Annotated in this window: 18 protein-coding genes; 14 read left to right on the forward strand and 4 right to left on the reverse strand. The window is 34.8% G+C overall.

What is annotated here, in order from left to right:
- Positions 1-158 precede the first annotated feature (158 nt).
- From ACEPXD_RS07600 to ACEPXD_RS07615, 4 genes are all read left to right on the forward strand, one after another.
- Entirely contained in the window at positions 159-1,856 is a 1,698-nt protein-coding gene (locus ACEPXD_RS07600; protein WP_391121849.1) for a putative bifunctional diguanylate cyclase/phosphodiesterase, read from the forward strand.
- On the forward strand, positions 1,853-2,980 hold the full coding sequence (locus ACEPXD_RS07605; protein ID WP_391121853.1) for a THUMP domain-containing class I SAM-dependent RNA methyltransferase: 1,128 nt from the start codon (positions 1,853-1,855) through the stop codon (positions 2,978-2,980). Before ACEPXD_RS07600 ends, ACEPXD_RS07605 begins: the two co-directional genes overlap by 4 nt.
- Before the next feature lie 95 nt (positions 2,981-3,075).
- Entirely contained in the window at positions 3,076-4,980 is a 1,905-nt protein-coding gene (locus ACEPXD_RS07610; protein ID WP_391121856.1) for an ATP-dependent DNA helicase, read from the forward strand.
- Positions 4,981-5,026: 46 nt separating this feature from the next.
- A complete protein-coding gene (locus ACEPXD_RS07615; RefSeq protein WP_391121859.1) occupies positions 5,027-6,526 on the forward strand; it encodes a carboxypeptidase M32 in 1,500 nt (499 codons plus the stop codon).
- A gap of 483 nt (positions 6,527-7,009) precedes the next feature.
- Here ACEPXD_RS07615 and ACEPXD_RS07620 read toward each other — a convergent pair whose 3' ends face one another.
- Entirely contained in the window at positions 7,010-7,462 is a 453-nt protein-coding gene (locus ACEPXD_RS07620; RefSeq protein WP_391121862.1) for a chemotaxis protein CheX, read from the reverse strand.
- Between the two features lie 450 nt (positions 7,463-7,912).
- Here ACEPXD_RS07620 and ACEPXD_RS07625 point away from each other — a divergent pair, with 450 nt between their 5' ends.
- Complete coding sequence (locus ACEPXD_RS07625; RefSeq protein ID WP_391121865.1) at positions 7,913-11,521, forward strand: dynamin family protein; 3,609 nt, start codon at positions 7,913-7,915, stop codon at positions 11,519-11,521.
- A gap of 1 nt (position 11,522) precedes the next feature.
- Complete coding sequence (locus tag ACEPXD_RS07630) at positions 11,523-12,341, forward strand: sulfurtransferase (protein WP_391121868.1); 819 nt, start codon at positions 11,523-11,525, stop codon at positions 12,339-12,341.
- A gap of 52 nt (positions 12,342-12,393) precedes the next feature.
- Here the strand turns inward: ACEPXD_RS07630 and ACEPXD_RS07635 are convergent, their stop codons facing one another.
- A complete protein-coding gene (locus ACEPXD_RS07635) occupies positions 12,394-12,762 on the reverse strand; it encodes a hypothetical protein (RefSeq protein WP_391121870.1) in 369 nt (122 codons plus the stop codon).
- 236 nt (positions 12,763-12,998) lie between these two features.
- Between ACEPXD_RS07635 and rlmN the strand changes: the two genes are divergently transcribed.
- From rlmN to ACEPXD_RS07660, 5 genes are all read left to right on the forward strand, one after another.
- Positions 12,999-14,066: a 23S rRNA (adenine(2503)-C(2))-methyltransferase RlmN gene (gene rlmN / locus ACEPXD_RS07640; protein ID WP_391121873.1), complete on the forward strand. Its 1,068-nt coding sequence runs from the start codon at positions 12,999-13,001 to the stop codon at positions 14,064-14,066.
- 341 nt (positions 14,067-14,407) lie between these two features.
- A complete protein-coding gene (locus tag ACEPXD_RS07645; RefSeq protein ID WP_391121876.1) occupies positions 14,408-14,788 on the forward strand; it encodes a hypothetical protein in 381 nt (126 codons plus the stop codon).
- A 315-nt stretch (positions 14,789-15,103) separates the two neighbouring features.
- Positions 15,104-16,114 carry an ABC transporter substrate binding protein gene (locus tag ACEPXD_RS07650; protein WP_391121879.1) on the forward strand — a complete coding sequence of 337 codons (1,011 nt, stop codon included), beginning with the start codon at positions 15,104-15,106 and terminating at the stop codon, positions 16,112-16,114.
- Between the two features lie 18 nt (positions 16,115-16,132).
- Positions 16,133-17,167 (forward strand): ABC transporter permease, encoded by a 1,035-nt coding sequence (locus tag ACEPXD_RS07655; RefSeq protein WP_391121882.1) that lies wholly within the window; start codon positions 16,133-16,135, stop codon positions 17,165-17,167.
- Positions 17,160-17,957, forward strand: coding sequence for an ABC transporter ATP-binding protein (locus tag ACEPXD_RS07660; protein ID WP_391121885.1), 798 nt, complete (start codon positions 17,160-17,162; stop codon positions 17,955-17,957). The genes ACEPXD_RS07655 and ACEPXD_RS07660 overlap by 8 nt, the downstream gene beginning before the upstream one ends.
- Positions 17,958-18,065: 108 nt before the next feature.
- Here the strand turns inward: ACEPXD_RS07660 and ACEPXD_RS07665 are convergent, their stop codons facing one another.
- Together ACEPXD_RS07665 and ilvA are read right to left on the reverse strand one after the other, a co-directional pair.
- Positions 18,066-19,544 (reverse strand): catalase, encoded by a 1,479-nt coding sequence (locus ACEPXD_RS07665; protein ID WP_391121888.1) that lies wholly within the window; start codon positions 19,542-19,544, stop codon positions 18,066-18,068.
- Positions 19,545-19,720: 176 nt separating this feature from the next.
- The gene (gene ilvA, locus ACEPXD_RS07670) at positions 19,721-20,983 is read right to left on the reverse strand and encodes a threonine ammonia-lyase IlvA (RefSeq protein ID WP_391123090.1); all 1,263 of its coding nucleotides are present in this window, start codon (positions 20,981-20,983) and stop codon (positions 19,721-19,723) included.
- A gap of 327 nt (positions 20,984-21,310) precedes the next feature.
- Between ilvA and ACEPXD_RS07675 the strand changes: the two genes are divergently transcribed.
- The 3 genes from ACEPXD_RS07675 to hisF all read left to right on the forward strand — a co-directional run bounded on the left by ACEPXD_RS07675 (position 21,311) and on the right by hisF (position 23,489).
- Positions 21,311-21,859: an NADPH-dependent FMN reductase gene (locus ACEPXD_RS07675; RefSeq protein WP_391121891.1), complete on the forward strand. Its 549-nt coding sequence runs from the start codon at positions 21,311-21,313 to the stop codon at positions 21,857-21,859.
- Positions 21,860-22,103: 244 nt separating this feature from the next.
- The gene (gene hisH / locus ACEPXD_RS07680) at positions 22,104-22,703 is read left to right on the forward strand and encodes an imidazole glycerol phosphate synthase subunit HisH (RefSeq protein ID WP_391121894.1); all 600 of its coding nucleotides are present in this window, start codon (positions 22,104-22,106) and stop codon (positions 22,701-22,703) included.
- Between the two features lie 12 nt (positions 22,704-22,715).
- The gene (gene hisF / locus ACEPXD_RS07685) at positions 22,716-23,489 is read left to right on the forward strand and encodes an imidazole glycerol phosphate synthase subunit HisF (protein ID WP_391121897.1); all 774 of its coding nucleotides are present in this window, start codon (positions 22,716-22,718) and stop codon (positions 23,487-23,489) included.
- The last annotated feature ends 197 nt before the right edge of the window (positions 23,490-23,686 follow it).

Here is a 23,686-nt window from a genome sequence, read left to right on the forward strand (position 1 = left end):
ATGAGTGGCTATAATTAAATGATTAAAAAGCTCTCCATTCATAGGAGGGCTTTTCTATTCTTATATGAAAAGCAAAAAATGAGTGTTGAGTAATCTTAATCGTTAGTGAAGGTAGGAAACCGATAGTGAAAAATTAGCAACCACCTGATCAATTTTATTTGTACCCAAATAAATTAGTGGAAGAAGTTTTTCATTCAACTACGGAAGGAATTATGATTACGGACGAACAAATGAACATTTTGCTTGTAAACTCTGCTTTTGAAATGGTTACTGGGTATTCTCTAGAAGAAGTTCGTGGAAAAAACCCACGAATATTACACTCCGGAAAGCAAGAAGCATCCTATTATGCTCAAATGTGGAATGATATAAAAACTAAAGGAGTTTGGCGGGGAGAGATTTGGAATAAAAGAAAAAGTGGAGAAATTTATCCAGAACTTTTATCCATTGCAAGTATTGTAAATGTTGAAGGAGAAATTACAAATTTCTTTGGAGTATTTTCTGATATTTCTCATAGAAAAGTAGTAGAAAAAGAAATAGAAGAACTTACTTTTACAGACCATTTAACGAACATTGCAAATCGTTACTCTTTTAATGAATACTTAAATGTTTTAATAAATTCTTCGAAACAAAATGAGTGTAAGCATGCTGTGCTTTTTATAGATTTAGATCGGTTTAAACAAATTAATGAATCTGTTGGTAACGATAGTGGTGATTTAATATTAACCGAAGTCGTTAATCGTATTAATGGTATTATTCGGAGTAAAGATATCTTTGCAAGGTATGGTGGAGATGAATTTTTACTGACTTTAAACAATATTCACCATCAAAAAGAAGCGGCATCTTACGCAAAAAAGATATCTAAGTTATTAAATACACCGTTTAATATTAATGGAGACGAAATATATATAACGTCAAGTATAGGAATTAGTATTTATCAGCAAGATGGTATAAGTGCGGAAAAACTAATACATAAAGCAGATAAAGCCATGTATTTTGCAAAGCAAAATGGTCGAAATCAATATGCTTTCTACTTTGAAGAATTAAAGAGTGATTCCAAAAGATTACTATTACTTGAATCCGAGCTTAGAAAAGCTATTCAGAAAAAGGAATTCACAATTTATTATCAACCAAAAGTTTCTATTGAAAAACAAGAAATAATTGGTGTGGAAGCCTTGGTCAGATGGCAAAATGAAAAATTAGGATTTGTTTCTCCAGGAGAATTTATCCCTTATGCAGAAGATACTGGTTTAATTATTCCATTAAGTGAAGTGATTATTGAAAAGGTATGTTTGGATATTATCGATTGGCGAAATAAAGGGATACTAAATCTTTTAGTGTCTATTAATATTGCGTCTTTGCATTTTCAACAAGATGACTTTATAGAAAGAATAAATTCTATCTTAATGCAATATAATTGTAGTCCAAACCAATTGGAATTAGAGCTGACGGAACGAACAATTATGAATGATACAGAAGGAATTGTGGAAAAGCTTATTAAATTAAAAAACATGGGTTTCAAAATATCTATTGATGATTTTGGAACTGGCTATTCATCCTTGAGTTACTTAAATCGTTTTCCACTTAATTATTTAAAAATTGATGGTAGCTTTGTAAAACAAATAACAACTTTAAAAGATATGCAAGCTATTGTAGATTGTATTATTATGTTAGCTCATCGTTTACATATAAAAGTAGTAGCAGAAGGTGTAGAAACAAAAGAACAGGTAAAGCTTTTAAAAGAAATGGATTGTGATATTATTCAAGGATATTATTACAGTAGACCAATTCCTAGTAAAGAACTACTGGATTTCTTTGAACTTTGGGAAATTCATAAGATAGAAAGGAATGTACTATGACAAATTTTAAATTAGTAGCAACTTCAGCAATGGGATTAGAATCAATCGTTGCAGATGAAGTAAAAGCATTAGGATACGAAACAACAACAGAAAATGGGAAAATCTATTTTGAAGGTGATGAACGAGCAATAGCTAGAGCGAATGTATGGTTACGAGTTGCAGATCGCGTCAAAATAGTTGCGGCTCAGTTTCCTGTTAAAACATTTGACGAACTTTTTGAACGCACGAAAGCAGTGCAATGGGAAAAGTTTTTACCTGTAGATGCTGCTTTTCCAGTTCAAGGAAAATCCGTCAAATCTACATTATTTAGTGTTCCAGATTGCCAAGCAATCGTAAAAAAAGCAGTAGTAGAGCGACTAAAACTAGCACATAAGCGTATTGGTTTCTTGGATGAATCAGGTGCTACTTACAAACTTGAAATTAGTATTTTAAAAGATATTGCTACTATCACAATCGATACTAGCGGGGCAGGTCTCCATAAACGTGGATATCGTCAAGATCAAGGGGAAGCACCTTTAAAAGAAACACTTGCAGCTGCACTAGTAAAAATTTCTAAATGGAATCCAGATCGTCCTTTTGTAGATCCTTTTTGTGGTTCTGGTACAATTGCCATTGAAGCTGCCATGATTGGACAAAATATTGCTCCTGGTTTTAATCGAGACTTTCATAGTGAAGCATGGTCATGGATGCCTAAGACTATATGGGAAACTGTAAGAGAAGAGGCTGAAGCTCTTGCTAATTATAATCAAGAACTACAAATTATTGGTTCAGATATTGATCATAAAATGATTCAAATTGCGGAACAAAATGCTTTTGAATCAGGATTTGCAGATATCCTTACATTTAAACAGATGCAAGCAAGAGATTTCTCTACAACATTAACGGATGGTGTCATGATTGGTAATCCACCATATGGTGAACGCATTGGAGAAGTTGAAGAGATTGAAAAATTGATTAGTGACCTTGGATATGCGATGGAAAAATATCCTTCATGGTCTGTTTATATGTTGTCTTCGATGGAAAATTTCGAACAATTATATGGTAAAAGAACAACGAAAAAACGAAAACTATTTAATGGATTTATTCGAACGGATTATTATCAATTTTGGGGTAAGCGTTCTTAATATAGGATTATTTTTGTAATTGGGGACATCAGTCTAAGTCTAACGGAAGGGAATTGCTCCTTTCCGTTCTTATTTTATTTTGGAGGAGTTATCATATGAAAAAAGCGTTACCTTTTCAATTATCAAAAGACCGTTCTTTCTTCGAATCATTAGGTGATTGGATGGGAGATGTTTTATACGACGAGTTACCAGAGAAAGGCTTTGAATGCCGTGATGAACAAATCTTTATGGCATATCAAATTGAAAAAGCATTGAAAGAAAGAAATGTATTATTTGCGGAAGCTGGAGTAGGTACAGGAAAAACGATTGCCTATTTACTACCAGCTATCTCTTACGCAAGGTATACGGGAAAGCCTGCTTTAATTGCTTGTGCGGATGAAACATTAATAGAGCAATTAGTTAAAGAAGCAGGGGATATCTTTAAACTGCAAAATTATTTAGATATTACAATTGATGTTCGGTTAGCGAAATCTCGAAATCAATATTTATGCTTAAAGCGTTTGGAAGATGCGCAAAAAGATTTAGATAATGAATATTTCTTAGAGGAAATAGAGGATCTAATTCCTGACTTTGTCTATGGACATTCATCTCTTCAGCAAATTTATCCATATGGGGAACGAAGTCAATTTCCTGGTGTAAGTGATGAAGATTGGCAAAAAGTGAATTATCATCCAACTCAACAATGTATGGTATGTGACGTGAGAAATCGCTGTGGTCAAACTATTCACCGACAAAATTATCGAGAGTCCTCAGATTTGATCATTTGCTCACATGAATTCTTAATGGAACATATTTGGACGAAAGAATCAAGAATTCGAGAAGGACAACTACCATTACTTCCCGAAGTTTCGATGACAATATTAGATGAAGGCCATTTATTGGAATTTGCAGCACAAAAAGCCCTTACGTATGAAATACAAAGTGAGACGCTTGTTCGTTTGCTAGAAAGAATTATGGTAGATGGTATTAGAGAAAAAACATTATACTTAATGGAGCAATTACAAGAAACACATGATGAGATATTTGGTTTAATAAGAAAAAATAGTATAACCCAAGATAGTGAACGTATGACAATTGAAAAATCAGATTTACTGATGCAATCATGTAAAAAGGCAATAAGAATCACTAATGACTTATTAGAAGAGTTTGTTTTTGAGTCCGAGCTATTCACGATTCCTGAATATGAACTTCGTATGGTAGAAGAATTTTTAGAACAATATTCGTTCTCTTTACGCTTATTCACTGAAAAAGGGGATGGAGTAGAATGGTTAGAAATAATTGATGGACATGAAACGTTAATCATTATGCCGCGTTTAGTTACAGATATTTTAAATGAAAAACTATTCACTTCTAAAATGCCCATCATTTTCTCTTCTGCTACATTATCGATTCAAAAAGATTTTACGTATATAGCGGACTCATTAGGGGTAGAAAAGTTTCAATCATTTTCTGTAGCATCCCCTTTTGATTATGATGAAGTGATGAAAATCCATGTGGATAAAATTGAGCAAGAAAACAAAACAACGCATGTTCATAAATTATTGGAAGAAAAACAACAGACATTAATTTTGTTTAAATCGAAAGCAGCAATGGATCAATTTAGATTATCTTCCTCTAAAAAAGGCGATATCGTATTTGAAGGGGAACGTGAACTTTCTACTATTGTGAAAGAGTTTCAAAATGGAGACTTTGCTACACTTTGTTCCTATCATTTATGGGAAGGTCTCGATTTACCAGAAAAAGCTTTAACGAGAGTCATTATTTTTGATTTACCTTTCCCGCCTGTTGATCCATTATTCGATGCAAAACGTACGTTTTCAAATGACCCATTTGAGGAAGTGGATTTACCGTTTATGCTATTAAGACTTCAGCAAGGAATCGGAAGACTTATTAGAACTTCTAATGATTATGGTGAGATTCACATTCTGCTGAATGCTGAAGAAGCTGAAACAGAAAATCGTTTTGTGAATATTTTGCCTACATCTATTCAACCTTCATAAACTTATGGTAAGCTGAAAATGAAATGGGAAAAAGGGGGATGTAATTTTGACAATTGAACAGCAGTTTCTAGACTATGTAAAAAAGATTGGTGCATACAATGAAGCATTAGGGGTTTTATATTGGGATATGCGTACTGGTGCTCCGAAAAAAGGAATAGACCAACGTTCGGAAGTTGTTGGTGTTCTTGCAACAGATGTATTTAATCTTTCTACTTCGGAAGAATTAAAGCAATTATTAGATGAACTAGAACCAACGATTGATTCTGCAAATAAGGTGACTAAACGTGTATTTGAAGAAGTAAAGAAACAATATGAACTAAGTAAAAAAATACCAGCTGATGAATATAAAAAGTTTGTTATTCTTCAGTCTAAATCAGAATCTGTTTGGGAAGAAGCGAAATCCAAAAATGATTGGGATATGTTCAAACCTTATTTAACGGAAATGGTAGAAACTTTACAGAAATTCGTAACGTATTGGGGAGTTAAAGATGGCAATCCGTACAATGTCCTTTTGGATCAATATGAACCTGGAATGACGACGGAAGTGTTGGATACAGTATTTGGTGACTTAAGAAACCGTATTGTTCCTTTATTGAAGAAAATTTCAGATTCGCCAAATCAACCCAAAACAGATTTCTTATTTAAACATTTTGATAAGAAGCAACAAGAGGCATTTAGTCTAGATATACTTAAACAATTAGGCTATGATTTTGAAGCTGGAAGATTAGATGAAACGGTTCATCCATTTGCTACTGGTTTAAATCGTGGAGACGTACGAATTACAACAAAATACGATGAATCAGATTTCCGTTCTGCTGTCTTTGGTACCATTCATGAGTGTGGTCATGCCATTTACGAGCAGAATGTGGGAGAAGAGTTAACAGGAACACCTTTATCTGGAGGTGCTTCTATGGGAATTCATGAGTCTCAATCATTGTTTTACGAGAACTTTGTAGGACGCAATCCGAAGTTTTGGGAACAAAACTATGAGAAATTACAAAGTTATTCTCCGGAGCAATTCGGAGACGTTGCAATGGAAGACTTTTTACGAGCAATAAATGAAGTGAAGCCTTCACTAATTCGAATAGAAGCTGACGAGCTAACTTACGCGCTACATATTATGATTCGTTACGAAATAGAAAAGGGTTTATTCAATGGAGATTTGAAAGTAGAAGAATTACCGGAGATTTGGAATTCAAAATATGAGGAGTATCTTGGTGTTCGACCAGAGACAAATGCAGAAGGAATTCTACAAGACGTCCACTGGGCAGGAGCAAGTTTTGGGTATTTCCCATCTTATGCTTTAGGATATATGTATGCATCTCAATTTAAAGCTGCAATGCTAAAAGATATTCCAAACTTTGATGATTTATTTGAAAAAGGAAATTTATCTCCAATTAAAGATTGGCTTACGAAAAATGTCCATCAATATGGAGCAGTGAAAAAACCACTAGAAATATTAAAAGATACAACAGGGGAAGGGCTTAACGGCAATTACCTAGCAGACTATTTAGAAGAAAAATATACAAGACTATATCAATTATAATATATGTAGAGAGAACTAAGCTGCAAAGTTTAGTTCTCTCGGACTGTAGACAAACTCGATAAATTTGGAGTTTGCTTACAGTCTTTTTTTTTATAAAATAGAATGCAAAGGAAATTGAGTCTGGAAAAAGACACTTGCTTTTCGCGGGATCTCACATCTTTTCCCTCTATCTATTAATCAATGAGTGGAATGCGATGATGAAAAGAATAGTACCCCCCCAACAACTTGTGTCTTCACCAATTCCCGAGTGCTTTGAACGAAACATCGGCTACACGATTACCGTAGTAATTTTACGGTAATCTTGTGGCCGATGTTTGTCCTTCGCCTCTTGGATTGTTTAGAGACATAGCGCATAAGGTTTTGATAATGAGAGACTAAATCCTGACCTACTCATTTAAACGAGGAAGAAGATACAATTTCGTCTGCTCAGAGCACGCTTATCTAAAAAAAAAGACTTTCTCAATAGAAAGTCCAGGAATCTCATTATTCATCAATAGTTAATATGATTATTAAGTCTCCAATTCCCGTTATTTCGACAGGAAGTTTAAAAGCATGTTGGAATCCAAACAGTTTAGTAGTCCCAACGATCACTGTAGGAGGAGTTATATCAATTTCAACACCATTTCCTGCTACTGAAGTACATAAATTACCTGCAATCATATTTCCTAACTCACCAGTAAATGATTCAAGCATTTCTCCTTCTAATGGCATGCCAAACATTGATGCACCAATAGATGAAAAGCATTTTGCTGTGGAATCTATAATAATTCGTCCTTTTACATCCCCAATAATTCCTATGAGTACGGCCATTTCTTTTTGTTCAAATGGTTGTACCATTAGAGAAGGAGATTTAATTTCCATCGGAAGAGGGACTACAGATTTTAATGATTGTATTGTTCCATTTAGTATCGTTTGTATGTGTTTTGACTCACTCATTCTTTCCCTCCGTCTAGTAAAGATGGCTTAATATTATCATAAAAGCAATCATAAATGAATACTTTATGTAGAAAATGTCGAAATGTTGTGCTATTATTTAAATGAGAATGAATTTCAAATTCACTTGAAAGGACGATTTGTATGATAGTTTTATTAATCGGATCGACAATTCTATTATATACTGGGGTTACAGCTTATGTATTACGTTCTACATCCCCACAATCTAAATAACATTATTTATGATAGATGACTACATTTGATCTTCTTTAACAAAGACAAATGGAGGCATCTTTTTTTGATATTTTATATTTATACGCAGGCTCGTCGCAGAAAAAGATTAGTGCTCCTGCGCAGGCTCGTCGCAAAAAATATAATGAACGCTTTTGCGTTCATTATATTTTTGCTATGATGTACATATATTGTCGAATTATAAAGGGGATTTATTTTTAAATGGTGAATACTGAAGAGCTCCAAATAATGAAAGAACGAAATGCGTTACTAGCAACGTTATTCCAACAAAATAAAGATGATGAACGTTTTGCAAAAGCAAAATCATTTGCAGAGAAATTAGAAAAAGGGACGTTCACAATTGCATTTGCTGGGCATTTTTCAGCAGGTAAATCTAGCATGATCAATGCTTTAGTTGATGAACAATTGCTCCCAACAAGCCCAATTCCCACTTCTGCTAATATTGTAACTGTGCAAAAGACGGATGAAAATTATGCGCTCGTGCACTTTCTGGATAGAGCACCTGTAAAGTTTTCCGGAGAATATGATATTCAACTAGTTAAAAAATATTCGAAAGATGGGGGTAACGTTTCTCAAATCGAGATTGGCCATTCCGGATCTCATTTGCCCGAAGGAATAACTGTTATGGATACTCCTGGTGTGGATTCAACAGATGATGCACATCGTGTTTCGACAGAATCTGCACTTCATCTTGCGGATATCGTGTTCTACGTCATGGATTATAATCATGTTCAGTCTGAACTTAATTTTCAATTTACGAAGCAATTACTTCATTATAATGAGAATGTATATTTAATTGTAAACCAAGTGGATAAACATAGAGAAGAAGAATTATCATTTGAAGATTTTAAACAATCAGTTGCGCGTGCATTTAAAGCATGGGCAGTCGAACCAAAAGATATTTTCTACACTTCTTTAAAAGATAAAAATTTCATTCATAATGACTTTTCAAAAGTGCAACAAATTGTCCAACATTCCATTCAAAATAAAGATGATTATTTTCTTACCGCAGCAAATGCTACTTTAAAAAAACTATCGGATGAACATCGGAATTTTTTAGAGGATGAAAAAGCACTATGCTTAGAGGCGTTTGAAGACCAATTAACAGAAGAAGAATGGGTTAATAAAGAAGAGATAAAAGAACAACTAGAAATATCACAAAAGCAAACAGAGCTTCAGGATATTAGCCTTTGGAAAAAAACTTTCGAAGATCAGCGGAAAGCTATGTTAGAAAATGCCTCGATTATGCCATATGAAATGCGGGATTTCCTCAAGTTATACGCAGAAGGCATGCAGAGTTCATTTAAAGTTGGATTTATCGGAAGTAAAAAGAAAACGGAAGAAGAAAGACAAAGAAGGTTAGAAGAGGCAAGACAATACCTCGAAAAAGTTATTTCTACTAATATTACTGTTCATCTAAAACAATTGATGAAAGGTATGCTAAAAGATGTTTCTCTATTAACTTCTGAACGAACGAATGAAATAGACGAAAGAGCATTTGAAATCGCATCATCACTCATTAGTGGGACTTTACATGATGGTGCGAGTACAACGGGTGATGCGCTACAACATTTTGCTAATCGAGTTCGAGATGCTGTTATTCGATTTTTTGTTGTGGAAACTGATAGTTGGAAAGAACAAACAATACGTTTTATGCATGAACACCCAATAGAAGAAACAGAAATGGTTGAACAAAAAACGCAAATTTTAAATGGCAAGATGTTGGCAATTCATGCAATAGAAGAAATAGATCTTAAACTTCATTCATTTGAACAAGCGAGTAAAACGCCTGCCTTAGCTCTGAGAAATGATCGCGATCAATTGATGTTGGAATGGGAAAATGAACGACATATTTTCAGGAATTCTATAACAGAGTTTGACCCGTCATCAGAGGAAAAAGAACAGAAGATTGAACAAACGTCATTTACAGAAAAAATTGAGTCGAATCAGATATTGCTTCCTACAAATGCTGTTTTAAAAAGAGCAAATAGAATTGGAGAAGTATTAAAACAATTACCAGATTTCTGGGAAGCAGCTGACATTATTAAGCGAAAAGCAAAACGGGTAGAAAACCAACAATTTACAATTGCTTTATTTGGAGCATTTAGTGCGGGTAAATCAAGCTTTTCAAATGCATTAATGGGAGCAAATGTATTGCCTGTCTCACCGAATCCAACAACTGCTGCAATAAATAAAATTCATCCGGTTTCAGAAAAACATCCACATAACACTGCAGATGTTGCATTCAAAACAAAAGAACAATTATTAGCTGATGTAGCCTTTGCTTATAGCCAGTTGGGAATTATGGTTATGTCTTTGGAAGATGCATTTGATCAGGCGAGTATTATCATGAATCAAGCTGTTGCAGAAGAAGTGCATAAATCTTTTATTATTGCTTTTTATAAAGGTTACCCAACTTTCCAACATCAACTAGGTAAAGTGCTTCGAGTTTCAGGTGAAGAGTTTGGAAAGTATGTGGCAGAAGAATCCAGAAGTTGTTTTGTCGACTTCATTGACTTCTATTATGACTGTGAATTGACGAGACTCGGAGTCACATTAGTGGATACACCAGGAGCAGATTCTATTAATGCGCGACATACTGGGGTTGCGTTTGATTATATTCGAAATGCAGATGCCGTCCTGTTTGTTACGTATTTTAATCATGCATTTGCAAAAGCAGACCGAGAGTTTTTAATACAGCTTGGGCGCGTGAAAGATGCTTTTGAACTGGATAAAATGTTTTTTGTTGTGAACGCCATTGATCTTGCTGATACGGAAGAGGAAGCAAGTCTTGTGAAGCAATATGTGCAAGAGGAACTACAACGTTTCGGTATTCGTTTCCCAAGAGTATACGGTGTATCAAGCTTACAAGCGTTAAAAGAAAAGGTTGAATCTACTACATTACATGAAGGAATGGTACAATTTGAGAAAGAATTCCTTCGATTTTTAGATAAAGACTTGAAACAAATTGCAGTAACCTCATTAGAGGAAGAAGCAACCCGTCAGCAGACTAAATTGTTTACATTAATCGAACAAACGGAAGCAAATCTTGCGAGAAAAGATTCAAGGTTACAAGAATTGCGTGAGCAAGAGCAAAATATTCGTAAGCGCTTTGCAGGCTCCATGTCTGCTATTACAGCGAAAGAGGCAAAGCAAGAGCTTGAAACCTTGTTATATTATGTTCTTCAACGTGTATATTATCGTTTCAATGAATTTTTTAAAGAAGCATATAATCCATCGCTATTTACAAATAAATCGGGTAACCTGGCATTAGAAATAGCATTAAAGGATATGCTTGGCATGTTGCGATTTGATTTAGAGCAAGAAATGCGAGTGACTAACTTCCGTGTGCTGCAATTTATTCAAAAACAAATAAAACAGTTGGAAAAAGAAGAGTTGCGGGTATTAAAAGACTGGAATGCTAGCTTTACATTTACACCACACGAAAGTGAAAAATGGGATCTATTAGAATTCACTGGTCCATTTAAAGAAATTGCGAAATATGACAACGTCAAATCTTACTATAGAAATACGAAATCGTTTTTTGAAAAAAATGAAAAAGAAAAACTGCGAGATGCTTTATCAGAACAAACGAAAGTTGAAGCCGAAAGTTATTTGTACAAAGAGCAAGGAAGGCTTACCCAATGGGTGGAGCAATATGTGGATGTAGAAACGGAATCAGTTCGCCTGAAATTGTTAAATGAATCTATTAAGCAAATTGATGCGGAACGCAAGTTGTTGGAACAGGAAGAAACGCTTGCCAAATGGAAAGACATCTATGTAAGTATTTCAAACGAAGGGAGAGAATAAGTTGAGTAAAGTATTTTATGATTTGAAAAGTATAATAGGAAAAGCTGTCCGTTATATTGATACTCGTTTTGACCTTGGGGATGGGGATACAGGTAGCAAGATGTTTGAAAAGGAACATATTGAAGGAGCTATTTATTGGGACTTGGAGAAGGATTTATCCGATATGGAAAGTAAGAATGGTCGTCATCCTATGATTTCAAAAGATAAGATGACAAAACTTATCCGTCAGGCGGGTTTAACTTTGGATGATTCGATTATCATTTACGATCAAGGTGGTTCGCCATTTGCATTACGTGCATATTTTTTGTTGGAATGGGCGGGTTTTTCGGACATTCATGTTCTTCGTGAAGGATTTGAAGAAGCGAAAAAAGTTCTTCCTGTTTCCGATTTGAATCAGAATTATCCACTTTCGAACGTTTCACCGATCTGGAAGGATGAACTATACGTTGATATAGAAACGGTTAAGAAAATCGTTGCAGGTGAAGTAGATGCTCAATTAATAGATGCTCGTTCAGCTATTAGGTACCGTGGTGAAGTCGAGCCAATAGATGCTGTAGCAGGGCATATTCCTACAGCTCTTAATTTTGATTGGGAGCAGCTTAAGCAGGATGGTAAATTTATGAAGCAAAAAGCCTTAATAGAAAAACTAACTGATTTAACGGATAATTCAAAACCAGTTATTGCGTATTGTGGTAGTGGGGTTACTGCAGCACCTCTATATGCAAGCTTAAAAGAAGCTGGTTATGAAAATGTTCAATTGTATGTGGGTAGTTATAGTGATTGGATTAGAGAAAATGAGGTAGAAACTTCTTTAATGTAGTAGAAGTATTCATTTAATCCGAAGAAAAGGAAATCCTAGTGAGTTCCTTTTCTTATCGATCAAAGAAAAATTTTTTATTTATATAAGCACCATCTTTGTCGGCAATTATTTCTGCATATGGAACACCAAAAACAGTGTATGCAATCACTACGGACGAAATGAGTTCCCCATCTTCCTCCTCTAATGATTCAATTTCGTAAGAAACAATTAGAAGTTGATCTAAAGAGTTATTAAACGTATCAGTAGTCATTTTAATTACCTGCATAGCCATATCCCTACTATTATTGTCTTTGTAATCCAGTAGATTTGTTCCTAAGAAGCTTGGAGGCAGAAAAGCGGAAATACCAATAATTAATATTGCTAATTTAAAGAAAGCGCGCCTTTTTTTTTGAGAAATAATTTTCTTGCTCGTCTTATTCATACTATACATCTCCAATTCGATATTAAAACTATAATATTTTTAAAGGTAGTTGAATGTATTAGTATATTATTCAAGCCCTAACAAAATTAATCCACAATCGTTCTTGAAATAATTCGCTTAGGTATTCAAAAACTAAATAATATCTTTTTACCATCATTTCCGATATAATTAATTGTCGTATGTAAACATTTATAGTATAATAGGCAAATTGTATACGAATGAAATGAGGAATATGAATGAAAAAATCGATATATGGTCTTACTAAAGATCAGTTAATAGAGTGGTTACTAGAACGCGGCCAGAAGAAATTCCGAGCGGAACAAGTTTGGGATTGGTTATATATTAAAAGAGTACAGAGCTTTGAAGAAATGAATAATGTGAACAAGGACTGTCTTCAAATATTAGAGGATAATTTTGTCATTCAAACATTAAAACAGTCTGTCAAACAGGAATCGGCTGATGGAACGATTAAATTTTTATTTGAAATGTCAGATGGGAATTTAATTGAAACTGTATTGATGCGATTCAATTATGGTTTATCCGTTTGCGTTACAACACAAGTTGGCTGTAATATAGGTTGTAGTTTTTGTGCGAGTGGATTGTTGAAGAAAAACCGTGATCTGGATTCAGGGGAAATAGTTGGTCAAATTATGAAAGTACAAGAACATTTAGATCAGCTTGATAAGAGCGAACGCGTTAGTCATATCGTTGTTATGGGTATCGGAGAACCATTCGATAACTATACGAATTTAATGAGTTTCTTGCGTGTCGTAAACGATCAAAAAGGACTTGCAATTGGAGCTAGACATATTACGGTTTCTACAAGCGGTCTTGCGAAAAAAATTATCGACTTTGCTAATGAAAACATTCAAGTAAATCTTGCAGTATCATTGCATGCGCCAAACGATGAACTTCGTACACGTATTATGGTGATTAATAAAGCCTTCCCGATCGAAAAAGTAATGGCTGCGGTAGATTATTATTTAGAAAAAACAAACCGACGAATTACGTTTGAATATATATTACTTAGAGATGTAAATGACCATGTGGAAGAAGCACAACAACTTGCTAAACTGCTTGAAAACAAACGTCATTTGTCCTATGTGAACTTGATTCCTTATAATCCGGTAGATGAGCATGGTCAATATCAACGAAGCTCAGAAGAATCCATCAGTGCATTCTTCCAAACACTGAAAAACAAAGGTATTAACTGCGGAGTTCGCATGGAACAAGGGACAGATATTGATGCAGCATGTGGCCAACTTAGAAGTAAACAAATCAAAAAAGAAAAAACAACAGTGTAAGAAGAGAACTTAAATAAAGTATTAAAATGAGTGGAACTTGAGAAAAAAGTAAACTATGATAAAGAAGCGCAGAGCATCCGAAATTGTATCTTCGGATGCTTTTATTTGCATTAGACAGTTTCTTGTTTCTTATTATCCAAGCTGAACGCACTATGCCTCCCCAAAAAAACCTCGGTTAATATTAGTACAAAACACTCATACAATAGTGAAAATCTGATCCTCTTTTTATTTGGTAACGTAAAAACCGTTCTTTATTATATTAAAGTAATGAAACCAGATAAAAGAAAAAACGTCTAAATTAGATAATTGTCTAAAAATTCTATTATTTAAGGAGAGGTTATATGATTAATAAAAAGACGAACTCCAAAATTTTATTAGGGCTAATAGGTACTTTTACGTTGGTTGTTGTAGTAGGGGTTTATGTATTTTTTATTCGAGGAATGACACAGGATGTAGAGTGGCTTGGTGTAAATAATGTGGATGTTTCTGAAGACACCATTGTGATTAATGCTTTTAATCCAAACAGCGGAGATATGATTACGGGTTATGATTATACTACGGAAGACAAAACAGTGTATGTAAAACTTAGGGGAACACTAGTGAACAGGTTGGGCAATTCAATTCCGAAGGACAACATCGTTATTAATGGGAATTTCTCGAATATTGATAAAATCGTACTACAAGGGAAGTCCAATCAGAGAAAAATAATTTGGAACAAATAAATAATAAAGCTACAAAACCAGTATGGTTCAATGGAAATATTATTAAGCTTGGTGGAATTTGAGAAAAAAGATAGCTTCCAATTATAAAAAAGTCCAGCATCCGAAGTTGTATCTTTGGATGCTTTTGTACATCTATAATTGTCTTAATTGTTCAAACAAACATGAAAGTATAAACTTTCATGTTTGTTTCCGTGCCAGGCACCTGTAATAATTGTTATTGACTAACAATCAATTGCAGTGTAACATATCTTTAAATTGACACTTTAGCGAGTTGAATCGTTAGTGCGAAGGATTTTAATAGGGGGTATAGAATAGATGAGAAAAAGTGTAAAAAGATTAGTGTTTATGGTAATTGGAGCAGTGCTTTTATTGGCTGCTTGTGGAGGAAACGAAAAGTCGAATTCATCGGCTAAATCAGATGAAGGAACTACTGCAAGCGAAGGTACTAAAAAATTTAAAATAGGAGTTACACAAATTGTAGAACACCCTTCTTTAAATGCTGCATACGATGGATTTAGAAAAGCTTTAGAAGATGCTGGAATTGATGCAGAATACAAAGTGGAAAATGCTCAAAATGATAATAGTGCAAATACGACGATTGCAAATAATCTAGTAAGCTCTGGAGTAGATTTAATATTTGCTAACTCTACACCTAGTGCTCAAGCAGTTGCGAGTGTAACAAAGGATATTCCAATTGTATTTACATCAGTTACGGATGCAGTTAGTGCAGAACTCGTACAATCAATGGAAAAACCGGGTGGAAATGTAACAGGTACTGTGGATACACAACCAGATGCAATACCAAGTACGATTAAATTTTTGAAAGAAGAATTAGGTGCAAAAAATGTTGGAATGGTATTTAATGCCGGAGAACAAAACTCTCGTGCACAAGTGGATGCGGTGAAAAAGCAAATGAACGCAGTAGGGTTAAATGTGGTGGAAGCTTCTGTTTCTACTTCCGCTGAAGTAAAACAAGCAACTGAATCTTTAATTGGAAAAGTAGATTCATTGTATATAATTACGGATAATACGGTTGTATCAGCTCTTGAATCAGTTGTGTCTGTTGCAAATGATCATAAGCTGCCACTGATGGTCGGTGAATTTGACTCTGTTAAACGGGGTGGATTAGGCGCTTACGGATTCGAATATTTTGATATCGGTTATGAAGCTGGGCAAATGGCGGTGAAAATTTTAAAAGGGGAGAGTACACCAGCAGAATTACCTGTCCAATATCCTCAAAATTTAAGATTTGTCATCAATAAAGAAACAGCTGATATACTTGGTCTAAAAGTAAAAGACGAATGGAAAGCGGAATTTGTAAAATAGATAGGAGATCGATTCTTTATGTTTTCAGCTATATTTGGCTCTGTTGAGCAAGGAATCATCTATGCAATCATGGCACTCGGAGTGTATCTTACATTCAGAGTGCTAGATTTTCCGGACTTAACGGTAGATGGAAGTTTCGTTACAGGTGCTGGAACAGCGGCTACGATGATTGTTTTAGGATATCATCCATTGCTCGCAACTTTAGCTGCAATTGTGGTTGGGTTTGTAGCAGGATGCATTACAGGTTTATTACATACAAAAGGTAAAATAAATCCATTACTTTCAGGAATTTTAATGATGATTGCTTTATATTCTATTAATCTTCGAATAATGGGTTTAACACTAGAAAACTCAATTGGTCGGCCTAATATTCCCCTATTAAACTCGGAAACATTGTTTAGTTTGTTTTATGGATGGTGGGGTAACTTAGGAATTGATGACTCTATAAATAACTTTCTGAAAAGTATCGGTGTTCAGTATGTTCCTGGAACTTGGGGAACGATTGTAGTAGTTGCAATTGTAGTTTTGGTTATTAAATTAATGGTAGATTGGTTTTTGAAAACAGAAGTAGGACTTGCAATTCGTGCAACTGGTGACAATAAAAAAATGATACGAAGTTTTTCTGCAAATACAGATAATCTAGTTATTATTGGTTTAGGTATTTCAAATGCACTTGTTGCGCTTTCAGGAGCATTAATTGCACAATACGCAAAGTTTGCAGATATTGGAATGGGTATCGGGATGATTGTGATTGGATTAGCATCGGTTATTATTGGTGAAGCTATTTTCGGTACGAAAACGATTGTGCGAACAACTCTAGCCGTTATTTCTGGTGCGATTATTTACCGTATTGTGTTAGCTCTAGCCCTACGAGTAGATTTATTAGATACAGGGGATATGAAATTAATTACAGCTATAATTGTTATTGCTGCATTAATTTTGCCTCAATACTTTGATAAGCGCCGAGAAAAAAGAAGAAAAGCAAAGCGTCATTCGGAGCAAGCGATTAAGAATACTCAAGTCTTGAAGCAGGAGGGGAATGATCTTGCTTAAACTTCAATCGATCAATAAAATCTTTAATGAAGCAACTGCAGATGAGAAAATTGCCTTAGATCAAATTAATCTAGAACTAAAAGTTGGAGATTTTGTCACAGTCATCGGCAGTAATGGAGCAGGGAAATCGACTATGATGAATATGATTTCAGGAGCAATCACACCTGACTTTGGAAAGATAGTAATTGATAGTAAAGATGTTTCAAAACTACCAGAATATAAACGATCTCAGTTTATTGGACGTGTTTTCCAAGATCCTATGGCAGGTACTGCACCTTCAATGACAATAGAAGAGAATCTCGCGCTTGCTTATTCTAGAAATAAAAAGCGTGGTTTAATGATTGGAGTGGATAAAAAGAGACGAGAGCTCTTCGTCCAATCATTGGAAACGTTGCATTTGAATTTAGAAAATCGATTAAATGCTAAAGTGGGTATGTTATCTGGAGGGGAAAGACAAGCACTGTCACTATTAATGGCGACATTTACTAAACCTTCTATATTACTTTTGGATGAACATACTGCAGCGCTTGATCCTTCTCGTGCAGCGTTAATTACCAATTTGACCAAACAGCTAGTGGAAAAAGACCAACTCACAACCCTTATGGTCACGCATAATATGCAACAAGCTCTCGATTTAGGAAATCGATTGATCATGATGGATAAAGGCCAAATTATTTTAGAAGTGGATGAAGAGGAAAAAAAATCACTTACGATTGAAAAACTCATGAATGAGTTCCAACGAATTCGTGGTGAAAAGTTGACAAGTGATCGAGCTCTTTTATCTGTATAAATCGTAAGGAACCGTTCCAAAAAGTCATTTGTTGACTGTTGGAACGGTTCTATTTGTTTCGTTAAAAAGAAGCTATCCTACTAAAAGGATAGCTTACGTTAAGTACTATTAAGCCATTGCAGCTTCCACATTGCCCCAAGGAATTTCCATTGCCTCCGCAAGACCTTTTCCATAAGAAGGATCTGCTTTGTAACAATGAATGATATGGCGAACTTTAATATGTTCTTCTACGCCATCCATATTACGAGCGGTGTTTTCAAATAATATTTGTTGTTGCTCACTACTCATTAGATTGAACAGTTTACCTGGTTGTTCATAGTAGTTATCATCGTCTTCACGGAAGTCCCAAATAGATGCATCACCATTAATCGTTAGTGCTGGCTCCTTAAACTCAGGTTGTGCTTTCCATTGTCCGTAGCTGTTTGGTTCATAGTGAAGTGTTCCACCTAAATTACCATCTGTTCGCATTGCTCCATCTCTATGGAAAGAATGTACAGGACATTTTGGTTGGTTAACTGGAATTTGGTGATGGTTTACACCTAGGCGGTAACGTTGTGCATCACCATATGAGAATAAACGACCTTGTAACATTCTATCTGGTGAGAAGCTTATACCTGGAACTACATTTGCTGGTGTGAATGCAGCTTGTTCAACTTCTGCAAAGTAGTTCTCAGGATTGCGATTTAGTTCCCATTCGCCAACTTCGATTAATGGGAAATCTTTTTTATACCAAACTTTTGTTAAATCGAATGGATTATATGGCATATTATTTGCTTGTTCTTCTGTCATCACTTGAATATACATTTTCCATTTAGGAAAGTCCCCTTGATCAATGCTATCTAAAAGGTCACGTTGATGACTTTCACGATCTTTACCAACAAGAACTTCTGCTTCTTGATCCGTTAAGTTCTTAATAGGCTGTTGCGAGCGCATGTGGAATTTAACCCAAACACGTTCGTTGTTAGCGTTAATCATACTAAATGTATGGCTTCCGAAACCATGCATATTACGGTATGTTTCAGGAATACCACGATCACTCATTACGATAGTTACTTGGTGAAGTGCTTCCGGTAATGAAGTCCAGAAATCCCAGTTGTTATTTGCACTACGCATATTTGTACGTGGGTCGCGTTTTACAGCATGGTTTAAATCAGGAAAGTTAAGTGGATCACGGAAGAAGAATACTGGTGTGTTATTACCAACTAGGTCCCAGTTCCCTTGTTCTGTGTAAAATCGCATCGAAAATCCACGAATATCTCGTTCTGCATCAGCAGCTCCGCGCTCGCCAGCTACAGTAGAGAAACGTACGAACATTTCGGTTTCTTTTCCAATTTCGGAGAAAATACTCGCTTTTGTATATTGGGTAATATCATTAGTAACAGTAAATTTACCGTAAGCTGCAGAACCTTTCGCATGCATACGACGTTCTGGAATTACTTCTCTATCAAAGTGTGCTAGTTTTTCTAATAACCAAATGTCTTGTAATAGTAGCGGTCCTCTTGGTCCAGCAGACATGGAATTTTGGTTGTCCACTACTGGTGCACCAGCTGCAGTTGTCAATTTGTTGTTGTTTTGATTCTCTGTCATTGACGATTTCCCCCTAGATTAGAATATTTATAATACAATAATGATTATATCAAAGGGGCAAATATTTTGCTAGTAATGAAGCGGCATAAGTTTTCGACAATTTCGAAAACTTATGTAGAAACAAAGAAAAAACCCTTTGAAAAGTATTGATATCACAAGGGTTTGTATGGATATACTTAAATTAAAAGTTCGAAAAGCGTACTATCTTTGTTTACTTCTTTATAAGAAAAATCATTCTCAGTCATTCGAGAAATAAGTGCCATATAATCATTACTATGTTTCAATTCAATTCCTACTAGTGCAGGACCACTTTCTTTATTATTTTTCTTGGTGTACTCAAATGTTGTTATATCGTCATTTGGACCTAGTACTTTATCTAGAAATTCACGTAAAGCTCCAGCTCTTTGAGGAAAGTTTACGATGAAGTAGTAAAGGAGACCTTCATGCATTAAAGACTTTTCTTTAATTTCTTGCATTCTACCAATATCGTTATTTCCTCCACTTATAATACATACTACTGTTTTTCCTTTTATCTGATTTTCATAAAAATCAAGTGCTGCAATAGGAAGTGCACCAGCAGGTTCAGCGATAATTGCATGCTTATTGTACAAGTCTAAAATGGTTGTGCAAACTTTTCCTTCTGGAACGAGCACAATATCATCTATATATTTCTTACAAACTTCATACGTGAGATTCCCTGCACATTTTACAGCGGCACCATCTACAAACTTATCGATTGAATCAAGCGCAATAGGGCCATTGTTTTCTAGAGCTGCTTTCATACTGGCAGCACCAGCTGGTTCTACACCAATAATTTTCGTTTGGCGTGAGAGATTCTTTATATAAGTAGAAATCCCAGATATTAATCCGCCGCCTCCTATACTACCAAATACAAAATCAATTGGCACGTCAATATCATTCATAATTTCTACTGCAACTGTTCCTTGTCCAGCGATGATATCCCGATCATCAAAAGGGTGGATGAACATTCGATCTTCTGCTTCAGCATAAGCTGTTGCGCTTTGTGCTGAATCATCAAAAGTATCGCCAGAGAGTATAATTTCAACAAATTCACGTCCAAACATTATCACTTGGTCAATTTTTTGTTTTGGTGTAGTGAGAGGCATAAATATTTTGGCTGTTATTCTTAAATGTGCGCAAGCATATGCAACGCCTTGTGCGTGATTACCAGCGCTAGCACAAACTACACCTTTCTCACGTGCCTCATTCTCAATTGTCTTTATTTTGTAGTATGCTCCACGTAGTTTAAAAGAGCGAACATGCTGTAAATCTTCTCTTTTAATATAAACTGTGCAATTGTATTTTTCGGATAAATATTCGTTTTTTTGTAATGGTGTGTGGACCACTACATCTTTTAAAAACTGATGTGCAATTAGCACATTTTCTACTTGAATTGATTTCATATCTGCTACTTGCATCATAATGTTGCCAACCTCCAATATATTAAATATTTATACATTTTAACACACCACAGTGGTAAATCACCATATTTATTTAGATAATTCTAAAATATGTAACAAATCAGAAGTCTCGAATTGTTACAGAGTTGTTACTGGTGCCTGGCACCAGTAACACATCTGTAAAAATCGATTCGATTAAAAGGCTCGATTTTTTTGTTAAAATTTTTCTGAGCAATGTATAAGCATAATTTTTAGACTTAGTGGTATACTACCAAATGTGATATTTTGTTAAAATTTATTAGCATTTTATTAATCAAATGGAATTGGAAAGAGGAGAAATTACATATGGCAATTAAAGTAGCTGCAATAATAGGAAGCAATAGAAAAGAATCTTATAACTTAAAGCTTGTAAAATACATGAAAGATCGTTATTCGGAGCAATTAGATATCGAAATCGTATCTATTAATGACGTAGAAATGTTTAGTGCAGATATTGAAGAAAATCCTCCAAAAGGGGCTATGGATTTTAAAATAAAGGTTCGCAATGCAGATGCAGTTTTATTTGCAGTACCGGAATACAACTTCTCTATTCCTGGTGCTTTGAAAAATGCGATTGACTGGATGTCTCGTAGTGGTCATGACATGAAAGACAAGCCAACTTTTATCGTTGGTTCTTCAATGGGGGTACTAGGAAGCGTTCGTGCACAAATGCATTTAAGAGAAATCATTTCAAACCCAACACTACAACCAAAATTGCTTCCAAATAATGAAGTATATATTGGCGCAATTCATACAAAAATGAATGAGCAAAACGAACTAACGGAAGAAGGTACAATCGGTTTTCTTGATTCAGTAGTAAATAATTTCGTTGAATTTTATAACAAAGTAAAATAATTTATTGTTTTTAAACAAACAAACAAACAAACAAACAAACAAACAAACATGAAAAACGTGAAATTCACGATTTTCATGTTTGTTTTAATTTTCGTGAATATCACGAATAACATGTTTGTTTTGGTGCCTGGCACCTGTAATATACTCAATAGCTAATTTTAATGTGCTAGTGTACTAAAGTTTTTGTTTTGTTTTTTACTTTTAGATGGCATAATAAAAACATATTAAAAATGGAGGCAAGAGCATGATTGGCATAATAGATTATGGAGCAGGAAATTTACATAGTGTGTTGAAAGCAATTGCTCGTTTAGGTTATGAAACTAAACTCATAACGAAATCAACTGATCATGATGAGTCGATTACAAAATTAATATTACCTGGTGTAGGGAATGCAAAAGTTGCCATGGATGTGTTAAATGAATCCGGTTTAAGCGATTATTTAAGAGATCAGGTTGCAAAAGGAACCTCTCTATTAGGTATTTGTTTAGGGATGCAGCTACTTTTGGAATCAAGTGAAGAAGGCAATGTGGATTGTTTAGGTTTTCTGAGAGGAAAAGTACCAGAGTTTAAAGAGGACTCAGAAAAAATACCACATATGGGTTGGAATCAAGTGAAAGATGTTCAACAGCATTTTTTGTTTAATGATATACCTGATAATACAGATTTCTATTTTGTTCATTCTTATTTTGCAAAAACAGGGAATGAAAAAGATGTATTGGGTTCAACCAATTATGGTATAGATTTTGCAAGTGTAATTGGCAATCAACAAGTAATGGGCGTGCAGTTTCACCCTGAAAAAAGTGGGAAGTATGGTATTCAATTATTAGAAAATTACTGTAAATGAGGAGTAATATAAATGCTTAGAAAAAGAATAGTTCCAGCAATCGATGTGTTGAATGATAAAGCTGTGAAATACATACAGTTTAGAAATCCAACTATTATTGGGGATCCTGCAGAGCTGGGTAAAAAGTATACGGAAGATGGAGCAGACGAATTAATTTATCTAGACACAACTGCTTCATTGAAAAATCAAGATTTAAAAATTGAGTGGATTCGTAAAGTGGCAGAGCAAGTATTTATCCCTTTTTCAGTTATAGGTGGTGTACGAACAATTGATGATTTTAAACGTTTACTTCGAGCGGGGGCTGACAAAGTAGGTGTAAATTCTGCGGCAGTTCAGAGACCAGAGTTACTTCGTGAAGCTGCTGAAGTTTATGGTAAGCAATGCGTTGTTTTAGGATTAGATGCTATGCCTATTTACAATGATGAAAACGAAATTATTCGTTGGGAAGTATACACACATTCCGGACATGAAAAAACTGGATTGGATGTTGTCGAATGGGCACAACAAGCAACAGAACTTGGCGCAGGAGAAATCATTTGTACAAGCATCCATAAAGACGGTATGAAAAATGGTTATGATGTAGAGTTGATCAAATTACTTTCTGAAAAAACAAATGTTCCAATCATCGCTTCAGGTGGAGCAGGTAAGCTTGAGCATATCGAAGAAGTATTTACAGATGGCAAAGCAGATGCAGCGCTTGTTGCTTCCATGATTCATTATGGTGATTACTCAATTTCTGAGATCAAATCTTATTTACAAGATAAAAACATTAATGTTCGATTCTAAACTTTATAGTAGATAAAAGGATTCACCAAAAAGCTACTGTTTACTTTTTAGATCACACGATCTTATGAATATTTTGAAAGTAATTATTCATTACATGTAGAATATAGTGTCATAATAATTCCAAAGGAGAACTTTATGACAAATTGGGATTAAACATTATTACATACTTCTCGTGGTATCTTTGAAATTTTCATAAA

The organism is Psychrobacillus sp. L3 (assembly GCF_042945595.1).
In the GTDB taxonomy this organism is placed as follows: Bacteria; Bacillota; Bacilli; order Bacillales_A; family Planococcaceae; genus Psychrobacillus.